The 18,416-nt window shown below is 71.6% G+C and carries 18 protein-coding genes, 2 tRNA genes and 1 pseudogene; 10 read left to right on the top strand and 11 right to left on the bottom strand.

Going from position 1 to position 18,416, the window contains the following annotated elements; all coding sequences use genetic code 11:
- Nucleotides 1–96: 96 nt before the first annotated feature.
- The 3 genes and pseudogenes from IF47_RS0116235 to IF47_RS0116225 form a co-directional block, all read left to right on the top strand.
- Nucleotides 97–735 (top strand): annotated as a pseudogene (locus tag IF47_RS0116235) (glycosyltransferase family 2 protein); the annotation flags it as partial.
- A gap of 71 nt (nt 736–806) precedes the next feature.
- On the top strand, nt 807–1,616 hold the full coding sequence (locus tag IF47_RS31245) for a galactose oxidase early set domain-containing protein (protein WP_031509509.1): 810 nt from the start codon (nt 807–809) through the stop codon (nt 1,614–1,616).
- Nucleotides 1,617–1,824: 208 nt separating this feature from the next.
- Nucleotides 1,825–1,898, top strand: a tRNA-Lys gene (locus tag IF47_RS0116225).
- Nucleotides 1,899–2,025: 127 nt separating this feature from the next.
- Here the strand turns inward: IF47_RS0116225 and IF47_RS30745 are convergent.
- The 5 genes from IF47_RS30745 to IF47_RS0116200 form a co-directional block, all read right to left on the bottom strand.
- Nucleotides 2,026–2,175: a hypothetical protein gene (locus IF47_RS30745; protein ID WP_157839986.1), complete on the bottom strand. Its 150-nt coding sequence runs from the start codon at nt 2,173–2,175 to the stop codon at nt 2,026–2,028.
- 186 nt (nt 2,176–2,361) lie between these two features.
- The gene (locus IF47_RS0116215; protein ID WP_245641136.1) at nt 2,362–3,114 is read right to left on the bottom strand and encodes a class F sortase; all 753 of its coding nucleotides are present in this window, start codon (nt 3,112–3,114) and stop codon (nt 2,362–2,364) included.
- An 11-nt stretch (nt 3,115–3,125) separates the two neighbouring features.
- Entirely contained in the window at nt 3,126–3,857 is a 732-nt protein-coding gene (locus IF47_RS27890; RefSeq protein ID WP_051717772.1) for a hypothetical protein, read from the bottom strand.
- Between the two features lie 127 nt (nt 3,858–3,984).
- Nucleotides 3,985–4,764, bottom strand: coding sequence for an HAD-IIA family hydrolase (locus IF47_RS0116205; RefSeq protein ID WP_031509506.1), 780 nt, complete (start codon nt 4,762–4,764; stop codon nt 3,985–3,987).
- A 126-nt stretch (nt 4,765–4,890) separates the two neighbouring features.
- Nucleotides 4,891–6,066, bottom strand: coding sequence for an ROK family transcriptional regulator (locus tag IF47_RS0116200; protein WP_031509505.1), 1,176 nt, complete (start codon nt 6,064–6,066; stop codon nt 4,891–4,893).
- A gap of 55 nt (nt 6,067–6,121) precedes the next feature.
- On the opposite strand from IF47_RS0116200, the gene IF47_RS0116195 reads away from it, so the two are divergent.
- The gene (locus tag IF47_RS0116195) at nt 6,122–7,246 is read left to right on the top strand and encodes a Gfo/Idh/MocA family oxidoreductase (protein WP_051717771.1); all 1,125 of its coding nucleotides are present in this window, start codon (nt 6,122–6,124) and stop codon (nt 7,244–7,246) included.
- 88 nt (nt 7,247–7,334) lie between these two features.
- On the opposite strand, the gene IF47_RS0116190 is transcribed toward IF47_RS0116195, so the two are convergent.
- Nucleotides 7,335–8,687 (bottom strand): DUF445 domain-containing protein, encoded by a 1,353-nt coding sequence (locus IF47_RS0116190; protein WP_031509503.1) that lies wholly within the window; start codon nt 8,685–8,687, stop codon nt 7,335–7,337.
- 368 nt (nt 8,688–9,055) lie between these two features.
- Here IF47_RS0116190 and IF47_RS0116185 point away from each other — a divergent pair, with 368 nt between their 5' ends.
- Both IF47_RS0116185 and IF47_RS0116180 read left to right on the top strand, forming a co-directional pair.
- Nucleotides 9,056–10,357, top strand: coding sequence for an SGNH/GDSL hydrolase family protein (locus IF47_RS0116185; RefSeq protein ID WP_031509502.1), 1,302 nt, complete (start codon nt 9,056–9,058; stop codon nt 10,355–10,357).
- A 537-nt stretch (nt 10,358–10,894) separates the two neighbouring features.
- Complete coding sequence (locus IF47_RS0116180; RefSeq protein ID WP_051717770.1) at nt 10,895–13,294, top strand: transglycosylase domain-containing protein; 2,400 nt, start codon at nt 10,895–10,897, stop codon at nt 13,292–13,294.
- Nucleotides 13,295–13,409: 115 nt separating this feature from the next.
- Here IF47_RS0116180 and IF47_RS0116175 read toward each other — a convergent pair whose 3' ends face one another.
- Together IF47_RS0116175 and IF47_RS0116170 are read right to left on the bottom strand one after the other, a co-directional pair.
- Nucleotides 13,410–13,712, bottom strand: coding sequence for a GroES family chaperonin (locus IF47_RS0116175; RefSeq protein WP_051717769.1), 303 nt, complete (start codon nt 13,710–13,712; stop codon nt 13,410–13,412).
- Nucleotides 13,713–13,775: 63 nt separating this feature from the next.
- Nucleotides 13,776–14,096 (bottom strand): DUF3618 domain-containing protein, encoded by a 321-nt coding sequence (locus tag IF47_RS0116170; protein ID WP_031509499.1) that lies wholly within the window; start codon nt 14,094–14,096, stop codon nt 13,776–13,778.
- 183 nt (nt 14,097–14,279) lie between these two features.
- Here IF47_RS0116170 and bcp point away from each other — a divergent pair, with 183 nt between their 5' ends.
- The 4 genes from bcp to IF47_RS0116160 all read left to right on the top strand — a co-directional run bounded on the left by bcp (nt 14,280) and on the right by IF47_RS0116160 (nt 16,340).
- On the top strand, nt 14,280–14,747 hold the full coding sequence (gene bcp, locus IF47_RS0116165; protein WP_031509498.1) for a thioredoxin-dependent thiol peroxidase: 468 nt from the start codon (nt 14,280–14,282) through the stop codon (nt 14,745–14,747).
- 133 nt (nt 14,748–14,880) lie between these two features.
- Nucleotides 14,881–15,537 carry an HNH endonuclease gene (locus IF47_RS29525; protein ID WP_078591879.1) on the top strand — a complete coding sequence of 219 codons (657 nt, stop codon included), beginning with the start codon at nt 14,881–14,883 and terminating at the stop codon, nt 15,535–15,537.
- Between the two features lie 23 nt (nt 15,538–15,560).
- Nucleotides 15,561–16,244 carry an HNH endonuclease signature motif containing protein gene (locus IF47_RS29520; protein WP_078591878.1) on the top strand — a complete coding sequence of 228 codons (684 nt, stop codon included), beginning with the start codon at nt 15,561–15,563 and terminating at the stop codon, nt 16,242–16,244.
- 11 nt (nt 16,245–16,255) lie between these two features.
- Nucleotides 16,256–16,340, top strand: a tRNA-Leu gene (locus IF47_RS0116160).
- A 79-nt stretch (nt 16,341–16,419) separates the two neighbouring features.
- On the opposite strand, the gene rdgB is transcribed toward IF47_RS0116160, so the two are convergent.
- The 3 genes from rdgB to rph all read right to left on the bottom strand — a co-directional run bounded on the left by rdgB (nt 16,420) and on the right by rph (nt 18,354).
- Nucleotides 16,420–17,025, bottom strand: a complete 606-nt coding sequence (gene rdgB, locus IF47_RS0116155; protein WP_031509497.1) for an RdgB/HAM1 family non-canonical purine NTP pyrophosphatase — start codon at nt 17,023–17,025, stop codon at nt 16,420–16,422.
- Between the two features lie 73 nt (nt 17,026–17,098).
- Nucleotides 17,099–17,476 carry a hypothetical protein gene (locus IF47_RS0116150; protein WP_031509496.1) on the bottom strand — a complete coding sequence of 126 codons (378 nt, stop codon included), beginning with the start codon at nt 17,474–17,476 and terminating at the stop codon, nt 17,099–17,101.
- A 149-nt stretch (nt 17,477–17,625) separates the two neighbouring features.
- The gene (gene rph / locus IF47_RS0116145) at nt 17,626–18,354 is read right to left on the bottom strand and encodes a ribonuclease PH (RefSeq protein WP_031509495.1); all 729 of its coding nucleotides are present in this window, start codon (nt 18,352–18,354) and stop codon (nt 17,626–17,628) included.
- Nucleotides 18,355–18,416: the final 62 nt, after the last annotated feature.

Here is an 18,416-nt window from a genome sequence, read left to right as displayed (position 1 = left end):
CCTCTTGGCCGGCACCTCTGACTTTTTCACGCATTGTCCGGTGAGGAGGGGGCCCCGGCACGGGGCATCACCGGGCGCGTCTGGGGGGACGTATCCGTGTTGTCCGCTGTCCTGGTGGCAGCGTCGTGCGTGTTACTCGTGGCCGCCACACTCCAGTTGTGGTGGATGATGCACGCCTGGCGCACACCCGAGACCCTGCGCCGCACCACTTTCCGCGAGCCCGACGGGGCCCACCGCCACTCCTTCTCGCTCCTGGTGCCCGCACGCCACGAGGAACGGGTGCTCGGCCACACCGTCGAGCAGATGCTCCGCTGCGAGCACACCGCCTTCGAGATCGTCCTCATCGTCGGCCACGACGATCCCGGCACCGCGGCCATCGCCCACCGGCTCGCCGAGGAGCACCCCGCGCGGGTCCGGGTGGTCACCGACACCCACCCGGTGAAGAACAAACCGCGTGCGATGAACACCGCGCTCCCGCACTGCCGCGGGGACATCGTGGGCGTCTTCGACGCCGAGGACGTCGTCCACCCCGAACTGCTCACCCACGTGGACGCGGCGTTCCGCGCCACCGGCGGCTGGGACGGGGACTGCCTGGCCGAGGACTGCGACCTGGGCGTGCGGCTGTCCGGCAACGGCGCCCGCACGGTGGTCGCGTACGAGGCCGGGCTGGTCACCCGCGAGGAGACCCCGGACTCGCTCGGCGGCCTGTTCCGACAGCGCACCCGCTGGAACCGCTGTACCAGGGCAGCGACCGGACCACCCGCGCCTTCTCCTACGCCGGGGCGATCACCGCGTTCACGTTGACCGTGGCGATCCACCCGCTGTACGCGCTGCTCCGCGGCGAGCTGCTGCCCGACGGCCGGGTGCTGAGCTACGGCGACAACCCCGGTGACGGCAGCTACTCCACCACCCTGTCGCTGTACTCGCCGCCGTACCTGTCCAAGGGGCCGCGCCCTCGGATCGCGCTGTCCGCGTCGGAGTGGACGTACGGCACCGAGAACCGGATCACCGTCTCCGGCGGCGAGCGGATCACCAAGGCCGCGCTGATCCGGCCCGAGGCGGTCACCCACTCCTCCGACCCCAACCAGCGCTACGTCGACCTGCCGATGACGGTGCACGGCGAGGCGCCCGGCGGCGGCACGGAGATCGGCCTGAACCTGACCGACAACCCCAACCTGGCCCCACCCGGCTGGTACATGCTCTTCGTCGCCGACGCGAACGGCGTGCCGTCGGTCGCCCGGTGGGTGAGGGTCGAGGGCGAGGAGGGGGCCGCCCGGACGCTGCGGACCGAGCCGGCCGCGGACGCGACCTCGCCCGCGGCGGGCACCGGGGACGCCCGAAAGCCCCGAGGGAGCCTGGGCATGGAGCACCGGCACCGCCCGGCCGAGGACGTCGGGGCGTGGGTGGACGGCTGCGACCGCTCCTACGGCGATCCCTCGCAGTGCCTGCCGGGCGTCTTCCCACGGGAGGTGAAGGGTTCCGCCGCCAAGTGCCGGTGGTTGGACGACCGGGGCTGGAAGCCCTTCGCCGTCCACGGCCGGGACCGACACAGGCTGGACACCGACGGTGACGGCACGGCCTGTGGACGCGGCGACCGGGGAGGCGCCATCGGCTGAGGCCCCTCGGGGGCCGGCTCGGGCCACCGGACTTCCGGATACCGGCCCGAGCCGGCCCGCCCCTGATCGCTCCTGACCACGTCTGCCCATGCCTGCTCGCGGCACCTCGCGGCGGCCGGATGGACGGAGCACCCCACGGCGTCGGGTATGCTTGTTCCCGCAGGTCGGCACGGATCGGCGCGCGAAGCGCGGATCACGTCCCCTGCGGGCGCCGCTAGCTCAGTTGGTTAGAGCAGCTGACTCTTAATCAGCGGGTCCGGGGTTCGAGTCCCTGGCGGCGTACCCATCCGCTCCGGGCCCCACCGTCTCACGGTGGGGCCCGGACGCGTTCCCCGGGCGCTCACCTCCGGGCACGTCCGACACGTCCGGGCACGTCCGGCACGTCCGAGCGTGGGCGGCCGTTCCGGGCTCAGTCGATGCCCCGGCAGATGTGCGGCTCGCCCTCGTCGTCGTCACCGTCTCCGGCGAGGCGCAGCGGCGGCGGGGCGAGTGGCGACTCGTTGCGGGCCCGCCCGGCGGCAGGCTGTTCGTCGGCGTCCGATTGCGCTGTCTCGTACATGGCGGAACGACAGCCTCCGTGTCCTGGGGGATCTCGGTTTCCGAGTACCGCGTCCATGCCCGTTCAATCCCGGGCGGGCGGACACGCCCCCCGGTTCGGCCGCACGCTTCACCCTTTGCGGCCACACCGCGCGTTCCGTGGGACCGCCCCCGTGGCGCCCGGGGTCCGGCGCCCGCGTCGCCTTCCTCAACTCCTCGTCGGCTCACCGGTGTCCGCCCCCGACGCGGGGCGGACACCGGTGAGGTACGCCGAGACCACCAGGTTGGCGGTGTAGGAGTCGCTGTCCCGGTCGAAGGTGCCGGTGCAGGTGATGAGTCTCAGTTCGGCCCGCCCGTCGCGGCGGGTGCCGTAGACCTTCTCCGGGTCGAAGTCGGCGCGCTCGGCGACCGAGACGTTCTCGACGGTGAACTCCGCGACCGTGCCGTCCGCGCGCGTCACGTGGACCGCGGTGCCCGGCCCCACGGAGGTGAGGCGGTGGAAGACCGCCCGACCGGTGTCCGTGTCCAGGTGGCCCACGAGCAGCGCCGCGCCCTCGGCGCCGGGGGCCGGCCCGTCGCCGTACCAACCGACGACGTCGGGGGTGTCCATCGGCGGGGGCTCGATCGCGCCGTCGCGGTCCAGTCCCCTCTCGACGATCCGGGCGTGGACGCCGATGGCGTCGATGTCGACCCGTTCGGGCTCGGAGTCGGGCAGCGGCGCGTGGGACGCGGGCAGCGCCCGGCCCGCGTCGGCGCGGTCGGGGGCGCCGGGCACGCCGTCGGGCGCGCGGCCGGCCACGGAGGCGCCGCCGGGTTCGGGGGGAGGCGGCGGTCCGGTGCCGTCGGTCAGGGCCCGTCCCCACAGCCACAGTCCGAGCAGCAGCACCGTCCACACCACCGCCGCCACGACGCGCCCGGTGCCGCTCGTGCGCGGTTCGCCGATCGCGGTGTCGTCGTACACGGCCGGCCGTGTCAGTGGTCGGTGTCGGAACGGTTCCGGCGGCGCGACGCGAGGGCCCGCCAGGCGACGGTCAGGACGGCGGCGCCCGCCAGTCCGGCTCCCAGGGTGGTGTGGAGGGCGCCGGGTCCGGCGTCCTCGGTCCTCTCCGCGGTGCCGCCGCCTCCGGCCGGCACGGGAGCGACCGGGCTCCGGGCCGGGGACGGGGAGTCGGCCGGGGAGGCGGCGGGGGATCCGCTCGGGGACGCGGCCGGGGTGGAGGGTCGGTCGGAGGAGGGTCGGTCGGATGCGGAGCGGCGCACGGTCAGCCGACCGACGGCTCCGGTTCCGGCGCCCTCACACTCCACCGTGACCCGGTGCCGTCCCTCCTCGACGTCCGAGCGGATCCTCGCCTCCCCGAAGAGTCCGCCGTCGGCCGAGGGCGCCAGTGCGGCGTCGGCGACGAACGCCTCGGAGCGGGCGGTGCCGGCGGTGCCCTCGCAGCGGGGGGCCGCCACCTCGACCTCGGCGCCGGGGCGTGCCGTCGCGGGCGTGACCCGTATCGAGGCCGTCCCCGTGGCGTCGGGGGACGCGGCGCCGGCGCCGCCGGGCCCCGGTTCCTCGCCGACCGCGGCGGGCGCGGCGGGGACGCTCAGGGCGCAGACCATGAGGGCCGCGACGAGGGCGCCGCGAACGGGCCGGGCGGGTCGGGCGGGGCGGGTGGGTCGGACGGTGCGGGTGGGTCGGACGGTGCGGAAGGTGCCCATGTCGAACCTCCGGATCGGTACTCCCGAAGATCCGTCGCGCCGCCTCGGCCCGCATCCCGGCACCGGCCCGCGCTGCTCCGTTCGAGGGTGGGCCGAACGTGTCCGGGGCCCGGCCGGTCCGGGCGGATCAGATCCGTTCGACCAGATCCGCGATCGAGTCGACGACCGTCGAGGGGCGGAAGGGGTAGCGGTCCACGTCGGAGGGCCGGGTCAGGCCGGTCAGCACCAGGAACGTCTCCATCCCGGCCTCCAGCCCGGCCAGGACGTCGGTGTCCATCCGGTCGCCGATCATCGCGCTGGACTCGGAGTGGGCGCCTATGGCGTTGAGTCCGGCCCGCATCATCAACGGGTTGGGCTTGCCGACGAAGTACGGTTCGCGGCCGGTCGCCTTGGTGATCAGCGCCGCGACCGATCCGGTGGCGGGCAGCACCCCCTCGGCGGACGGGCCGGTCTCGTCGGGGTTGGTGGCGATGAACCGCGCCCCGGCGTTGATCAGCCGGATCGCCTTGGTGAGCGCCTCGAAGCTGTAGGTGCGCGTCTCGCCGAGGACCACGTAGTCCGGCTCGGTGTCGCTGAGGATGTAGCCCACGTCGTGGAGGGCGGTGGTCAGACCGGCCTCGCCGATGACGTACGCGGTGCCGCCGGGCCGCTGGTCGTCCAGGAACCTGGCGGTGGCCAGGGCGGAGGTCCAGATGTTCTCCACCGGCACCTCCAGGCCCATCCGCATCAGACGGGCGTGCAGGTCACGGGGCGTGTAGATCGAGTTGTTGGTCAGCACCAAAAACGGCCTGCCGGACTCCCTCAGCCGCTTGACGAAGGCGTCGGCGCCGGGGATGGGCACCCCCTCGTGGACGAGCACCCCGTCCATGTCGGTGAGCCACGACTCGATCGGTTTGCGCTCCGCCATGCGTCACTCCTGCCTGTCGTACACACGTACCGGGGGACGGCGACACCGCGCCGCGCCGACGACCCGCCGACGCCCCCAGCGTAGTCACTCTCCGATGACCGGTTTCCCGCCTCGACGGCGACTACGTCAGCGGACCGGTTCCAGCCGGCCGAAGAGCGGGGCCAGGACCAGGTGCGCGGCGCCGTCGGCGACCAGCCGCGCCCCGCCGGGCGCGACGGAGACCGGGACGGCACGGCCGTCGGTGCGCGCGGCCCGGGCGGCCAGGACCGCCTCGACGCCCGCGCGGTACGGCTCCGGGTCGGCCAGCACGGCGCGCCCGCCCAGCACCACGCGGTCGATGTCCAGCAGCCCGGCGAGGTTGGCGGCGCCCACGCCCAGGACCCGGGCCGCCTCCGCGGTGTCGCCCCGGGCGGCGGCGGCCAGGCACAGCGCCTCCAGGCAGCCGCGGTCCCCACAGTGGCACGCGGGGCCGTCGAGCCGGACGACCTGGTGGCCGAACTCCCCGGCCCCGGTGCGCGCGCCCCGGTACAGCGTCCCGCCCAGGACGAGTCCGGCGCCCAGCCCGGTGCCCAGGTGCAGGTAGGCGAACGACGCGGCACCGGCCCCGGCTCCGCCGCGCCGGCCGTCCGAACCGTCCGCACCGCGCAGGGCGAGGCCGAGCGCCGCGGCGTTGGTGTCCTTGTCCAGGGCGACGGACATCGCCAGCCGTTCGGCCAGCGCGTCCCGCAGCGGGAAGCCGTCCCACCCGGGGAAGCCCGTCACCCGCCTCAGCACCCCCGTGCGGTGTTCCAGCGGCCCCGGGCAGGCCACTCCCACGCCCAGCACCCCGGCGCGCGGGACGCCGCCGGACGCCGCGGGGGCGAGGAGGGCGCGCACCGCCTCGACCGCTTCCCCCAGGGCCCGCTCGGGGGGCGCGCCGAGGTCGAAGGGGGCGCGGTGGACCGCGACCGGGGTGCCCGGGAGGTCCGCCAGGACGGCGGTGAGCTCGTCGCGGTCCAAGTGCAGGCCCACCGCGTACCGGGCGTCGCGCACCAGGCGCCAGACCGTGCGCGGTTTGCCGCCCGTGGAGGGTCGGCGCCCCGCCTCGGTCACCAGGCCCGCGGCCCGCAGCCGGGCGGTGATCTTGCTGACGGCCTGGGGGGTCAGTCCCGTGCCCTCGGCCAGCTCCGCCCTGCTCGCGCCCCTCTCGCCCGCCGCGCGCAGCAGGTCCAGGACGAGCGCGGCGTTGTGGCCGCGCAGGGCGGGCAGGTTCGCGGCTCCGGAGAGGGCATGGGGGAAGGCGCCGGGGAAGACAGGGGTCACCCGGCCATTGTGGCTCCCGCTTGCACTTTAGCAACACTGTTGCCAAAGTGGGCGCATGGACGTCGCCACCTCTGCCGCTGCCACCGCCACCCCGACCTCCCGCCCGCTGCGCGTCGGCCTGATCGGATACGGCCTGGCCGGCTCCGTCTTCCACGCGCCGCTGATCGCCGCCACCGACGGCCTCGTCCTGGACACCGTCGTCACCTCCGACCCCGAGCGGCAGCGGCAGGCCCGCGCCGAGCACGGCGAGGACCTGCGCACCGTCGCGAATGCCGACGCGCTGTTCGCACGCGCCGACGCGCTGGACCTCGTGGTGGTCGCCTCCCCCAACCGCACCCACGTCGAACTGGCCCGCCGCGCCCTGGAAGCGGACCTGGCGGTCGTCGTCGACAAGCCGCTCGCGGCCCGCGCCGCCGAGGCGGAGGAACTCGCCGACCTCGCCGAGCGCCGCGGACTGCTGCTGTCGGTCTTCCAGAACCGCCGCTGGGACAACGACTTCCTCACCCTGCGCGACCTGATCGACCAGGGCGCGCTCGGCGACGTGTGGCGCTTCGAGTCCCGTTTCGAGCGGTGGCGCCCCCACCTCAAGGGCGGCTGGCGCGAGTCCGGCGACCCCGCCGACGTCGGCGGCCTCCTGTACGACCTGGGCAGCCACCTGGTGGACCAGGCGCTCGTCCTCTTCGGCCCCGTCGACTCCGTCCACGCCGAGTCCGACGTCCGCCGCCCCGGCGCCCGGATCGACGACGACACCTTCATCGCCCTCCACCACACCTCCGGCGTCCGCTCCCACCTGTGGACGAGCGCCACCGCCGCGCACCTCGGCCCCCGCTTCCGGGTGCTGGGCAGCGAGGCCGCCTACGTCAAGCACGGCCTCGACCCGCAGGAAGACGCCCTGCGCGCCGGTGAACGCCCCGGCCGGGGACGGTGGGGCGTGGAGCCGGAATCGGCCTGGGGCGTCCTGGGAGCCCTGGAGAACACGGAACCCGTACCGTCCCGCGACGGCGACTACCCCGCCTACTACGCCGCCGTCGCCGACGCCCTGCGCACCGGCGGCGAGCCCCCCGTCACCGCCCGGGAGGCCGCGCGGGCCCTGCGCGTACTGGAGGCGGCACGCCTCTCGGCCGCCGAGGGACGCACCGTCCGGATCACGGAGACGGACACGGACACCGCCCACCCCTGACCCACCCTGACCCTCCCGACACCCGCACGGACACCGGCGGGCCGCCCCCGGACCGGGGCGGCCCGCCCCCGGACCGGGGCGGCCCGCCCTACCCGCCCAGCAGGTGCGTCACGGTGTGGATCGCCAGACCGGCGAGCGCGCCCACCACCGTGCCGTTGATCCGAATGAACTGCAGGTCCCGGCCGACGTTCGCCTCGATCTTGCGGGAGGTGTGCTCGGCGTCCCAACTCTCGATCGTCTCGGTGATCAGAGACGTGATCTCGTGCCGATACGTGGAGACGACGTGCGCCGCCGCGCCCTCGATCCAACCGTCGACCTTCCCCTGGAGCCCGGCGTCCGCCGACAGCCGCGCCCCCAGCGAGAGCACCGAGGTGCGCACCCGCAGCCGCAACTGGCTGCGCTCGTCCTCCACCGCCGCGACGATCATGGCCCGCACCGACACCCAGACCGAGGCGATCACGTCCTGCACCTCGCCCCGGGAGAGAATGTCCGACTTCAACCGCTCCACCCGGGCCCGAGTATCGGGATCGGACTGCAGATCCTCCGCGAAGTCCCGCAGGAAACGGTCCAGCGCCCCGCGCGCCGGATGGTCGGGCATGTCCCGCATCTCCGCCACGAAGCGCAACAACTCCTTGTAGACGCGCTCGCCGATCCTGCGGTCCACGAACCGCGGCGTCCACCCCGGCGCGCCACCGGCGACCGCGTCCATCACCGAGTCCTGGTGCCACACCAGCCAGTCGTGGGCCCGCACGCACACCAGGTCCACCGCCCGACGGTGACCGCCGTCCGCGACGATCCGCGCCAGCGTCCGCCCCAGGAGCGGCGCGATCTCCCGAGCGTGAGCGCGGCGCGTGATCGCCTCCGTCACCACCGCCTGCACATCGCTGTCCCGCAACACCGTCAGCGCCCCGCGCAACGCGGTCGACATCTCGGCCGTCACCCGGTCCGCGTTGTCGGGCTGAGCCAGCCAGTTCCCCAACCGGTCGGCGACGCGCACCGAACGCAACCGCCGCCGCACCACGGCCTCCGACAGGAAGTTCTCACCGACGAAATCCCCCAGACTGCGCCCCAGTTGGTCCTTCTTCGTCGGGATGATCGCGGTGTGCGGAATCGGCAGCCCCATCGGCCGTTTGAACAGCGCGGTCACCGCGAACCAGTCGGCCAACGCGCCCACCATGCCCGCCTCGGCCGCCGCCGCCACGTAACCGGCCCAGGCGCCCGCCCCGGCGTTCTCCGCCCAGGTGGACAACGCGAACACCACGGCCGCCAGCACCAGGGCGCCCGTCGCGATCGCCTTCATCCGACGCACCCCGCGGCGCTTCTCCTCGTCGGCGGCCGTGAACACGGTCGGGTCGAACGCCGGCCGCGCCGCCCGAGGCGCGGGCGCGGCACCGCCGGAGGCTCCTCGGCCCGCCTTCTCGTCCGTTGTCGTCCGTTCCATCCCGCTCCACCCGTCCGAGACCGTTCGAGCCGTCCCCCCGCATTGTCGCAAGGCACCGCCGGACGGAACGCGAACGGCGCCACGAGCGTCCCGGAGAAGGCCCCGGTGGCCCCCGGTGGATCCCGGTAGCCCCCGGTGGATCCCGATAGACCCTGGTGAACGCCGTCACACCGCCACCGCGCGTCCGGCTCAACAATCCCGTAACAGCGCCATCGATCCCGTAACGGGTGGAGCCTCCCGAGCCCAGCGCCCCCACCGCCGTGGGATCATGGACCCTTGCCGATCACTTCGCACACCTGTGGGCTTCCCACGCCCAGAGGGGGGACACCTTCCGTGTACGAACGAGGCCGCCGCCGGTGACCAAGAACATGGGATACGCCCTGCTGGCGGGGCTCGCGGCCGTCGCCATCCTGGTCTCCACCGCCATCTTCGTCGGCGCCGGAGGCCGCAGGCCCGCCCCGGACGCCTCCGCGCCACGCGGTGGCGAGTCCGCCGCACCCGCGTCCGCGGGCACCTGGGTGGGCACCTGGTCCGCCTCCCCGGCCTCGGCCGAGCCGAACGCCCCGGCCGAGGGCTACCCGAACGCGTCCCTGCGAAACGTGGTGCACACCTCGGTCGGCGGAACAGCCGCCCGCGTCCAGTTCTCCAACCTCTTCGGCACCCGCCCCCTGACCATCACACGCGCCACGCTCGCCCTGGCCGCCGAACCCAGCAGCCCCACCGCCACGGCGGGCAGCATGCGCCGGCTGACCTTCGGCACCCACCACGAAGTGACCATCCCGGTCGGCGCCACCGTCACCAGCGACGCGGTACGGCTGAACGTGCCCGCCGCCGCCGACCTGCTCGTCACCCTCTACACCCCCACCGGCTCCGGCGCCGTCACCCACCACCCCCACGCCCGCCAGACCAGCTACCTCGCCCGGGGCGACCACGCCGCCGACACCAGCGGCATCCCCTACACCGAGCAGACCACCCACTGGCGCTACGTGACCGCCGTCGACGTGTGGACCAACGAGACCGAAGGCGCCGTCGTGGTCATCGGCGACTCCATCACCGACGGCATCACCTCCAGCCCCGGAGCCAACCACCGCTGGACCGACTTCCTCGCCGACCGGCTGCGCACCGAACGCGGCGCCCCCCGCTACAGCGTGCTCAACCAGGGCATCAGCGGAAACCGCGTCCTCCTCGACGCCTCCCCCACCGACCTCAAGAACGGCCCCAGCGGCCTGAACCGGCTGGAGCGGGACGTGCTCTCCCGCACCGGCGCCGAGGTCCTCGTCGTCCAGCTCGGCATCAACGACATCCTCAAGACACCCCACCAGACCGACCCACAGAAGATCGTCGACGGCCTGGAGACCATCACCCAGCGCGCCCACCAGCGCGGACTGCGGGTGATCGGGGCGACGCTGACGCCGTTCGGCGGGCACCGCAAGCACACCCCACGCCTGGAGGCCGTACGGCAGCAGGTCAACGAGCACATCCGCCGCGGCGGCGTCTTCGACGCGGTCGTCGACTTCGACGCCGCCCTGCGCGACCCCGCCGCCCCGCAGCAGCTCCGCCCCGCCTACGACTCGGGCGACCACCTGCACCCCAGCGACAGCGGCTTCCGCGCCATGGCCCAGGCCCTGGACCTGAAGATGCTCAAGGGCGCCTCGCCCGCCGTCCTCTGACCGTCCTCCGATCGGCCTCTGTCCGGACGGGACGGCCCCACACGACCCCCCGTCCGGACCCATCCGGACCCATCCGGATCCGGGGCGTCCCGGCGGCACGACCAGGCCGTCGGGACGCCCCCACCACCGGCCCACCACCGGCACGGACCACGGCACGGACCACGGCACCCCGCCCGTACATCCGGGCGACGACACCCTCGCGACGTCCGGGCCCACCCCGCCCCCTCCCCGGTGTTCGCCCGACAGCACCTCGGCGGGCACCCGGAGCACCGCCACCCACGGCAGCACACGCGCCACCTCCCCGAACGCCCCGGAAAGACGGGCAACGGCAACCCCGCCCCGAGAAGAACACGCCCAGCAGACCACCGACCGTGTTCACCCGCCGTCCCGAAAGCCCGTTCGCCCCCTTGGACCCCTCACGCACCACCACAGGTGTGACCAGATCTCGCCGGCCGGCACGGATGATGCGAAAGTTTCTCATGGGGTGATCCAGACAGAAGGTATGAAGGCGCCATAACGACAAGGAGCCCTGCTGCCATGAGCGAGGAGCCGAACAGCGAGGAGCCGAACAGCGAGGAGCGCCCGAAGCGCACCGGCCCACGGCGACTGCTGCCCACCTGGCGAACGGTCCTGGGCGCCACCGTCCTGACCGCCCTGGCAGGCTGCGGCGCCTTCATCGCCGGTTACCTGCTCGTGGACATCCCCGCCCCCAACTCCGCCGCCGCCGCCCAGAACAACGTCTACCTCTACTCCGACGGCACCCAACTCGCCCGCGACGGCGAAATCAACCGCCAGAAGGTGGAACTGAAGGACATCCCCGAAACCACCCGCCAAGCAGTGCTCGCCGCCGAGGACCGGGACTTCTACCACCAGTCGGCCGTCGACATCACCGCCATGGCCCGCGCCGGCTGGAACATGCTCCAAGGCAAGGGCAAACAATCCGGCTCCACCATCACCCAGCAGTACGTGAAGAACTACTACCTCGGACAGGAACAAACCCTCACCCGCAAAGCCCGAGAATTCTTCATCGCCATCAAACTCGACCGCGAGACCAGCAAGGACGACATCCTCGCCGGCTACCTCAACACCAGCTACTTCGGCCGCAACTCCTACGGCGTCCAAGCCGCCGCCCAGGCCTACTACTCCAAGGACGCCGCCGACCTCACCACCGCCGAAGGCGCCTACCTCGCCGCCCTCCTCAACTCCCCCAACCTCTACGACGTCGCCGCCCACCCCGAAAACAAGGAACGCGCCCTCGCCCGCTGGAACTACGTCCTCGACGGCATGGTCGCCGAAGGCTGGCTCAAACCCTCCGAACGCGCCGACCTCACCTTCCCCACCCCCGACCCCGCCAAGCCCCCCACCGGCCTCTCCGGCCAACGCGGCTACATCGTCGAAGCCGTCAACCGCCACCTCGTCGACAACGACATCATCGACGAACGCCGACTCGCCCAAGGCGGCTTCCGCATCACCACCACCATCGACCGCCGCAAACAGCAAGCCATGGTCGAAGCCGTCGAGAAAGAACTCCTCTCCCACCTCAGCGACGACCGCCAAGTCGACCGCTACGTCCGCGCCGGCAGCACCTCCATCGACCCCGAAACCGGCGAAGTCGTCGCCATGTACGGCGGCATCGACTACACACGGCAATTCGTCAACAACGCCACCCGCCGCGACTACCAGGCCGGCTCCACCTTCAAGCCCTTCGTCTACGCCGCCGCCCTCGAACACGACGCCAAAACCCGCGACGGCAAACGCATCGGCCCCAACACCGTCTACGACGGCACCAGCGGCCGCACCGTCATCGGCCCCCAGGGACCCACCACCTGGAAACCCCAGAACGAAGACGAGACCGACTACGGCGACATCCCCGTCAGCACCGCCATGAACAAGTCCGTCAACGCCGTCTTCGCCCAGATGGGCGTGGACATCGGCCCCGAGAAGGTCAGGAAGACCGCCCTCGCCCTCGGCCTCCCCGAGAAGACCCCCGGCGCCGTCGAGGCCCACGCCTCCCTCTCCCTGGGCACCGCCTCCCCCAGCACCCTCGACATGGCCCAGGCCTACGCCACCCTCGCCAACCACGGCAAACGCGTCGACCACACCCTCGTCAAGGAGATCGTCCAGGACGGCGAACCCGTCCGCCTCCCCAAGCCCCGCCCCGAACAAGCCGTCTCCCGCGCCACCGCCGACGCCACCACCGCGGTCCTGCGCGGCGTCGTCGAGGAAGGCACCGGAGCCACCGTCAAGGCCGCCGGCCGCCCCGCCGCCGGCAAGACCGGCACCGCCGAGGAAGACCGAGCCGCCTGGTTCGCCGGCTACACCCCCGACCTCGTCACCGTCGTCGCCGTCATGGGCCAGGACCCCGACACCGGCGTCCACAAACCCCTCTACGGCGCCGGCGGACTCGCCCGCGTCAACGGCTCCGACTTCCCCTCCCGCATCTGGGCCGCCTACACCGCCCGAGCCCTCCAGGGCAGCCCCGCCAAGAAATTCGACCTCAAACCCGGCGGAAAACACCGGATGCCCAAGGCCTCACCCGACCCCTCCGAGAAGGCCACACCCGACACCGACCCCACCCGAGTCGCCGACGAGCCCGACGACTCCCCCGCCCCCGAACCGGACGACGACGGGAAGGCCGCCGCGGACGACGAGGCGGCGGACCAGAGGGAACAGGACACCGACGACCGGAACGGCGACGGTGACGGGAAGAACCGCGACCGCCCCGACCACGACGACGCCCGGAACGACGAGCACCGCACCGGCGGAAACGACAAGGACGCCAAGGGCGGCGACAGGAACGGCGGGCAGAACGACAAGGAGAACCCGGGCACCCGGGACAACCCGAAGAACGGGGACGGAAAAGACGACCACACGGCCCCCGCCAGGAGCGCCACCCCCGAACCGACCCCGGCGAACACGACGGGCACCCCCCGGTAGAACACCCCGGAAGCACGGCCGGAACCACAGCCGGAAGCACGGCCGGAACACGACCACAACGCAACCGGAAGCCACGGAACACGGCCCGGCCCGCCTCCGCGGGCCGGACCCTCCCTCACAGATACAGGCCGGTGGAGTCCTCGGACCCCTGCAACCGCTCGGCCGCCACCGCGTGCAGATCACGCTCGCGCATCAGCACGTACGCGACCCCGCGCACCTCCACCTCGGCACGGTCCGCCGGATCGTAGAGCACACGGTCACCGGGCTCCACCGTCCGTACGCTCTGCCCGACGGCGACCACTTCGGCCCAGCTCAGCCTGCGGCCGACCGCCGCCGTCGCGGGAATGACAATGCCGCCGGAGGAACGGCGCTCGCCCTCCGGACTGTCGGTACGGACCAGCACCCGGTCATGCAGCATCCGGATGGGTAGCTTGTCGTGGTGGGACGTCTGGGAACTCACGGTACGACCGTATCTCAGCCGCTACCGGCGCCGACGCCGAGCCGACACCACCAGCAGCCCGACCACTCCGACGGCCACCAACGCCACCGGCACGACCCGCTCCGGCCGCGGACGCCCGTCCTCGTCCACGAACCGCTCCCGCACGTCCGACACCGCGCGGTTCACCGCCACATAGGCCCGACCCACCGTACGGTCCACGGCCTCGGCCGCCCTCGCCTTCGCGTCCCCGGCGATCGTCTTCGGATGCACCCGCACCGCCAACTCGTCCAGCGTCGCGGCGAGCTCCTGCCTCCTGCGGACGATCGCCGCCTCGATCTCCGCCGGGGTCCTGGCTTCCGACACCGCACTGCCTCCGTCGTCTCGTCCGTCTCTTCTGTCCCACTAGGGCTGCCGCGCACCGGAATTCGGCTACCGGACAGTTTGACAGCTCCGCCCCGTCCGGTGCCCCGCGCCACCCCCGGCACACACCGTGACTAGGCTTCGAAGCGGTAACGGCCCCCAGCTCACCCCGTCCGAGGAGCACCGATGAGCGAGCGACTGCAACCCGGCGACACCGCCCCCGCCTTCACCCTGCCCGACGCCGACGGCAACCCCGTCTCGCTCTCCGACTACGCCGGACGCAGGGTCATCGTCTACTTCTACCCCGCCGCCATGACCCCCGGCTGCACCAAGCAGGCCTGCGACTTCACCGACAACCTCGACCTCCTCGCCGGCGCGGGCTACGACGTGATCGGCGTCTCCCCCGACAAGCCCGAGAAGCTCGCCAAGTTCCGCGAGAAGGAGAACCTGAAGATCACCCTCGTCGCCGACCCGGAGAAGAAGGTCCTCGAGACGTACGGCGCCTTCGGCGAGAAGAAGCTCTACGGCAAGACCGTCACCGGCGTCATCCGCTCCACGGTGATCGTCGACGGGGACGGCAAGGTCGAGCGGGCCCTGTACAACGTCAGGGCCACGGGACACGTCGCCAAGCTGATCAAGGACCTCGCGATCTGACGCCCCGACCCGGCCCCTCTCTCACTCACCCGGCGTAACCGACCGTGACCGCGCTCGTTGACCAGTACGAGTCCGCGACATACGACCGAAGAACACCCGCGGACGGTTCACCAGGGAAACAGGGGGAGGGGCCGTGGCCAGCCCGTACACACGCGAACGCCTTGCCGAGGCGGCGGCGTCATCGACGACAATCTCCGAAATGTTGCACAAGCTGGGTGTCGACCCGAAGAGCGGGACACGGCGGTACATCAGCGCACGCGTGAGGTCGATGGGAATCGACGTCTCCCATTTCCAGCGCGAAGGGGTGCGCTGGACGAAGGAGATCCTGGAAGAGGCCGTCAAAGCCTCCGTAAGCATCAACGGCGTACTGAGACACCTGGGTATCGATGCCGTAGGCGGTCACCACGCACACATCAGTCGCAGGATCAAACATTTCGGCATCGAGACATCCCACTTCGCTCCGCAGCGTCGAACCAAGTTCATGAAAGACAACAGGCGTCGTCGCGCACCGCATGAAATCCTGGTCATGTCGGACTCCCCGCATGCCCGCCGCACACCTCGCGGTCGCCTCAAGCGCTGTCTGTTGGAGATCGGCATTGCCGAGCGATGCGCACTCTGCGGAACTCCACCCATGTGGCGCGGACGCCCATTGGTCCTTGAGGTGGATCATATCGATGGAAACTGGCGGGACAACCGACCCGAAAACTTGCGCTTCCTCTGCCCCAACTGCCATTCAACGACGGACACCTACCGTGGCCGTTCGAAGGGTCGGCGGGGGGCAGGCCATTGAGCGGGACTCGCTACACGCGTGAAATGTTGACCGAGGCTGCCCTTCGGTGCGGCACCATCGACGAGGTCATCGCCTTTCTCGGCGCACGCCCCTATCACCAACTCCGCAGCCATCTCTTCAAACGCTTTGCGCAGTTCGATATCGATGTGTCCCATCTGCCGAGACCCGGCCGACCGGGCCGGAAAGGAAAACCACGTCCAACCCATGACGAGCTGCGTCGCGCAGTAGCGGATTCCGTTTCGATCTCCGGTGCGCTGCGGAGACTCGGCCGACCTGACAATGGAAGTCAGCGCGCCTGCTTTCAACAGTGGGTCGCTGAAGCCGGCATCGACGTGAGTCACTTCCTGGGCCAAGCGCACCAGCGAGGCAAAACTGTGAAGCAGAGAAAATCTCCCAGAGAAGTGTTGGTCAAGCACGAGGGGAAGCGCCGCACTCAAACGCATCTACTGCGCCGAGCCCTCTGGGAGATCGGCGTACCGGAGGAGTGCGCGGAGTGCGGGGTCGGCCCCTCGTGGGGCGGCAAGCCCATGACCCTTGAAGTGGACCACATCAACGGCGACTGGAGCGACGACAGAGCAGAGAACCTACGTTTCCTCTGCCCGAACTGCCATGCGGTTACCGGGACATGGTGTCGAGGAAGGGTGACCGCAGAGCGGCCTGTTGAAGCCAACTTGTCCACCACCGGCACAGCAAGCCCGGTAGGATGAGACGGTACCTAGCGGCCGTGATGGAACTGGGCAGTCATGCTGGGTTTAGGTCCCAGTGGGGGTTTCCCCGTGTGGGTTCGAATCCCACCGGCCGCACGAACCTTGGAAACGAAGGCCCGGCTCATCGAGCCGGGCCTTCGGCGTTGCCGGTGGTTCCGGTCCCCAGGGCCGGCCGTCAACCCAGGAGTTCCCTGATCACCGGTGCCAGGGCGCGGAACGCCTGGCCGCGGTGGCTGATGGCGTTCTTCTCCTCCGGGGAGAGTTCCGCGCAGGTGCGGGTGTCGCCGTCGGGCTGGAGGATGGGGTCGTAGCCGAACCCGCCCGTGCCGGAGGGCTCGTGACGGAGGATGCCGGGGAGGCGGCCCTCGACGACGCGTTCGGTGCCGTCGGGGAGGGCCAGGGCCGCCGCGCAGGCGAAGTGGGCGGTGCGGTGGGGGTGTTCGATGTCGGCGAGTTGGGCGAGGAGCAGGTCGAGGTTGGCCTTGTCGTCGCCGTGCCGTCCGGACCAGCGGGCGGAGAAGATGCCGGGGGCTCCGCCGAGGATGTCGACGCAGAGGCCGGAGTCGTCGGCGATGGCGGGGACGCCGGTGGCCTGGGCGAGGGTGCGGGCCTTGAGGAGGGCGTTCTCGGCGAAGGTGGTGCCGGTCTCCTTCACGTCGGGCACTTCGGGGTAGGCGTCCGCGCCGACCAGGTCGAAGGCGAGTCCGGCGGCGGAGAGGATGGTCCCCAGTTCGCGGATCTTGTGGGCGTTGCGGGTGGCGAGGATCAGGCGCTTGCTCATGGGGACCGATTATCCGTCTCGTCCGCTTGGTAGGCCGGCTTCTTCGGACGGACGGATGGGCGGCCCGTTGGGCTCAGTTGGGTGTGCAGACCTTGGAGAGTTCGTCGGCGGCGTCGACGACGGGGGTGGCGTCGGGGGTCTCGCCCTTGTCGACGGCGGTGCGGACGTTGTCGACGGCCTGTTGGAGGTCTTCGGTGATCTTGCCGAGGTCGCTGTCGCCGGTGTTCTCGCCGATTTTGTCGAGGTTCTGGTCGATGCGGTCGAGGGACTGGGCCACTTCGGCCGGGTTCTCGGCTCCGTCGGAGACGGCCTGTTGGAGGGCGTTGGCGCTGTCGACGATGACGATGGCGGTGTTCGCGCAGTCGAGTGCGTTCTGGACGGCGCTGCAGCCCAGCAGGGGGAGGGTGAGGGCGATGGGTGTGAGGGCGGCGAGGGTGGTCCGACGGCGCATGGTGTCCTCTCTGGTCGGGTGGTCGGACGGGCGCCTGGACGGGCCGTACGGCTCGACCCGTACGGCCCGTGCTCTCTAGGACGCGTAAAGCGCTCGCAAAGTTCCCTTGGGTGCCGTGGTTTCGTTCGGCGTCGCCCGGGTGGGTGGTGTCACCGGGTTTCCAGGGCTTGGCGTTGGAGGGTGTCGAGTTGGGCGCAGCCGGCGACGCCGAGGTCGAGGAGGGTGTCGAGTTCGGTGCGGGCGAAGGGGGTGCCTTCGGCGGTGCCTTGGACTTCGACGAAGCGGCCGTCGCCGGTGCAGACGATGTTCATGTCGGTTTCGGCGTTGACGTCTTCCTCGTAGCAGAGGTCGAGGAGGGGGGTGCCGTTGACGATGCCGACGCTGATGGCGGAGACGGTGCCGGTGAGGGGTTGGGCTTTGGCGCGGACGAGTTTGTTGTCGCGTGCCCAGGTGATGGCGTCGGCGAGGGCGACGTAGGCGCCGGTGATGGCGGCGGTGCGGGTGCCGCCGTCGGCTTGGAGGACGTCGCAGTCGAGGACGATGGTGTTCTCGCCGAGGGCTTTGAGGTCGACGACGGCGCGGAGTGAGCGGCCGATGAGGCGGGAGATCTCGTGGGTGCGGCCGCCGATGCGGCCGCGGACGGATTCGCGGTCGCCGCGGGTGTTGGTGGAGCGGGGCAGCATGGCGTATTCGGCGGTGACCCAGCCTTCACCGCTGCCCTTGCGCCAGCGTGGTACGCCTTCGGTGAGGCTGGCGGTGCAGAGGACTTTGGTGTCGCCGAAGGCGATGAGGACGGAGCCTTCGGCGTGTTTGCTCCAGCCGCGTTCGATGGTGACGGGGCGGAGTTGTTCGGCTGTGCGGCCGTCGATGCGAGACATGGGGGCGAGCCTAGTCGTAGGGGTGGTGGGCTCGTCCGGGGTGGGCGTGGGGGGCGTGAGGG

Origin of the sequence: Streptomyces megasporus (assembly GCF_000718985.1) — a bacterium.
GTDB classification, from domain to species: Bacteria; Actinomycetota; Actinomycetes; order Streptomycetales; family Streptomycetaceae; genus Streptomyces; species Streptomyces megasporus.
Note: the sequence above shows the minus strand (reverse complement) of the source record. Positions and strands in the feature narration are given on the sequence as shown.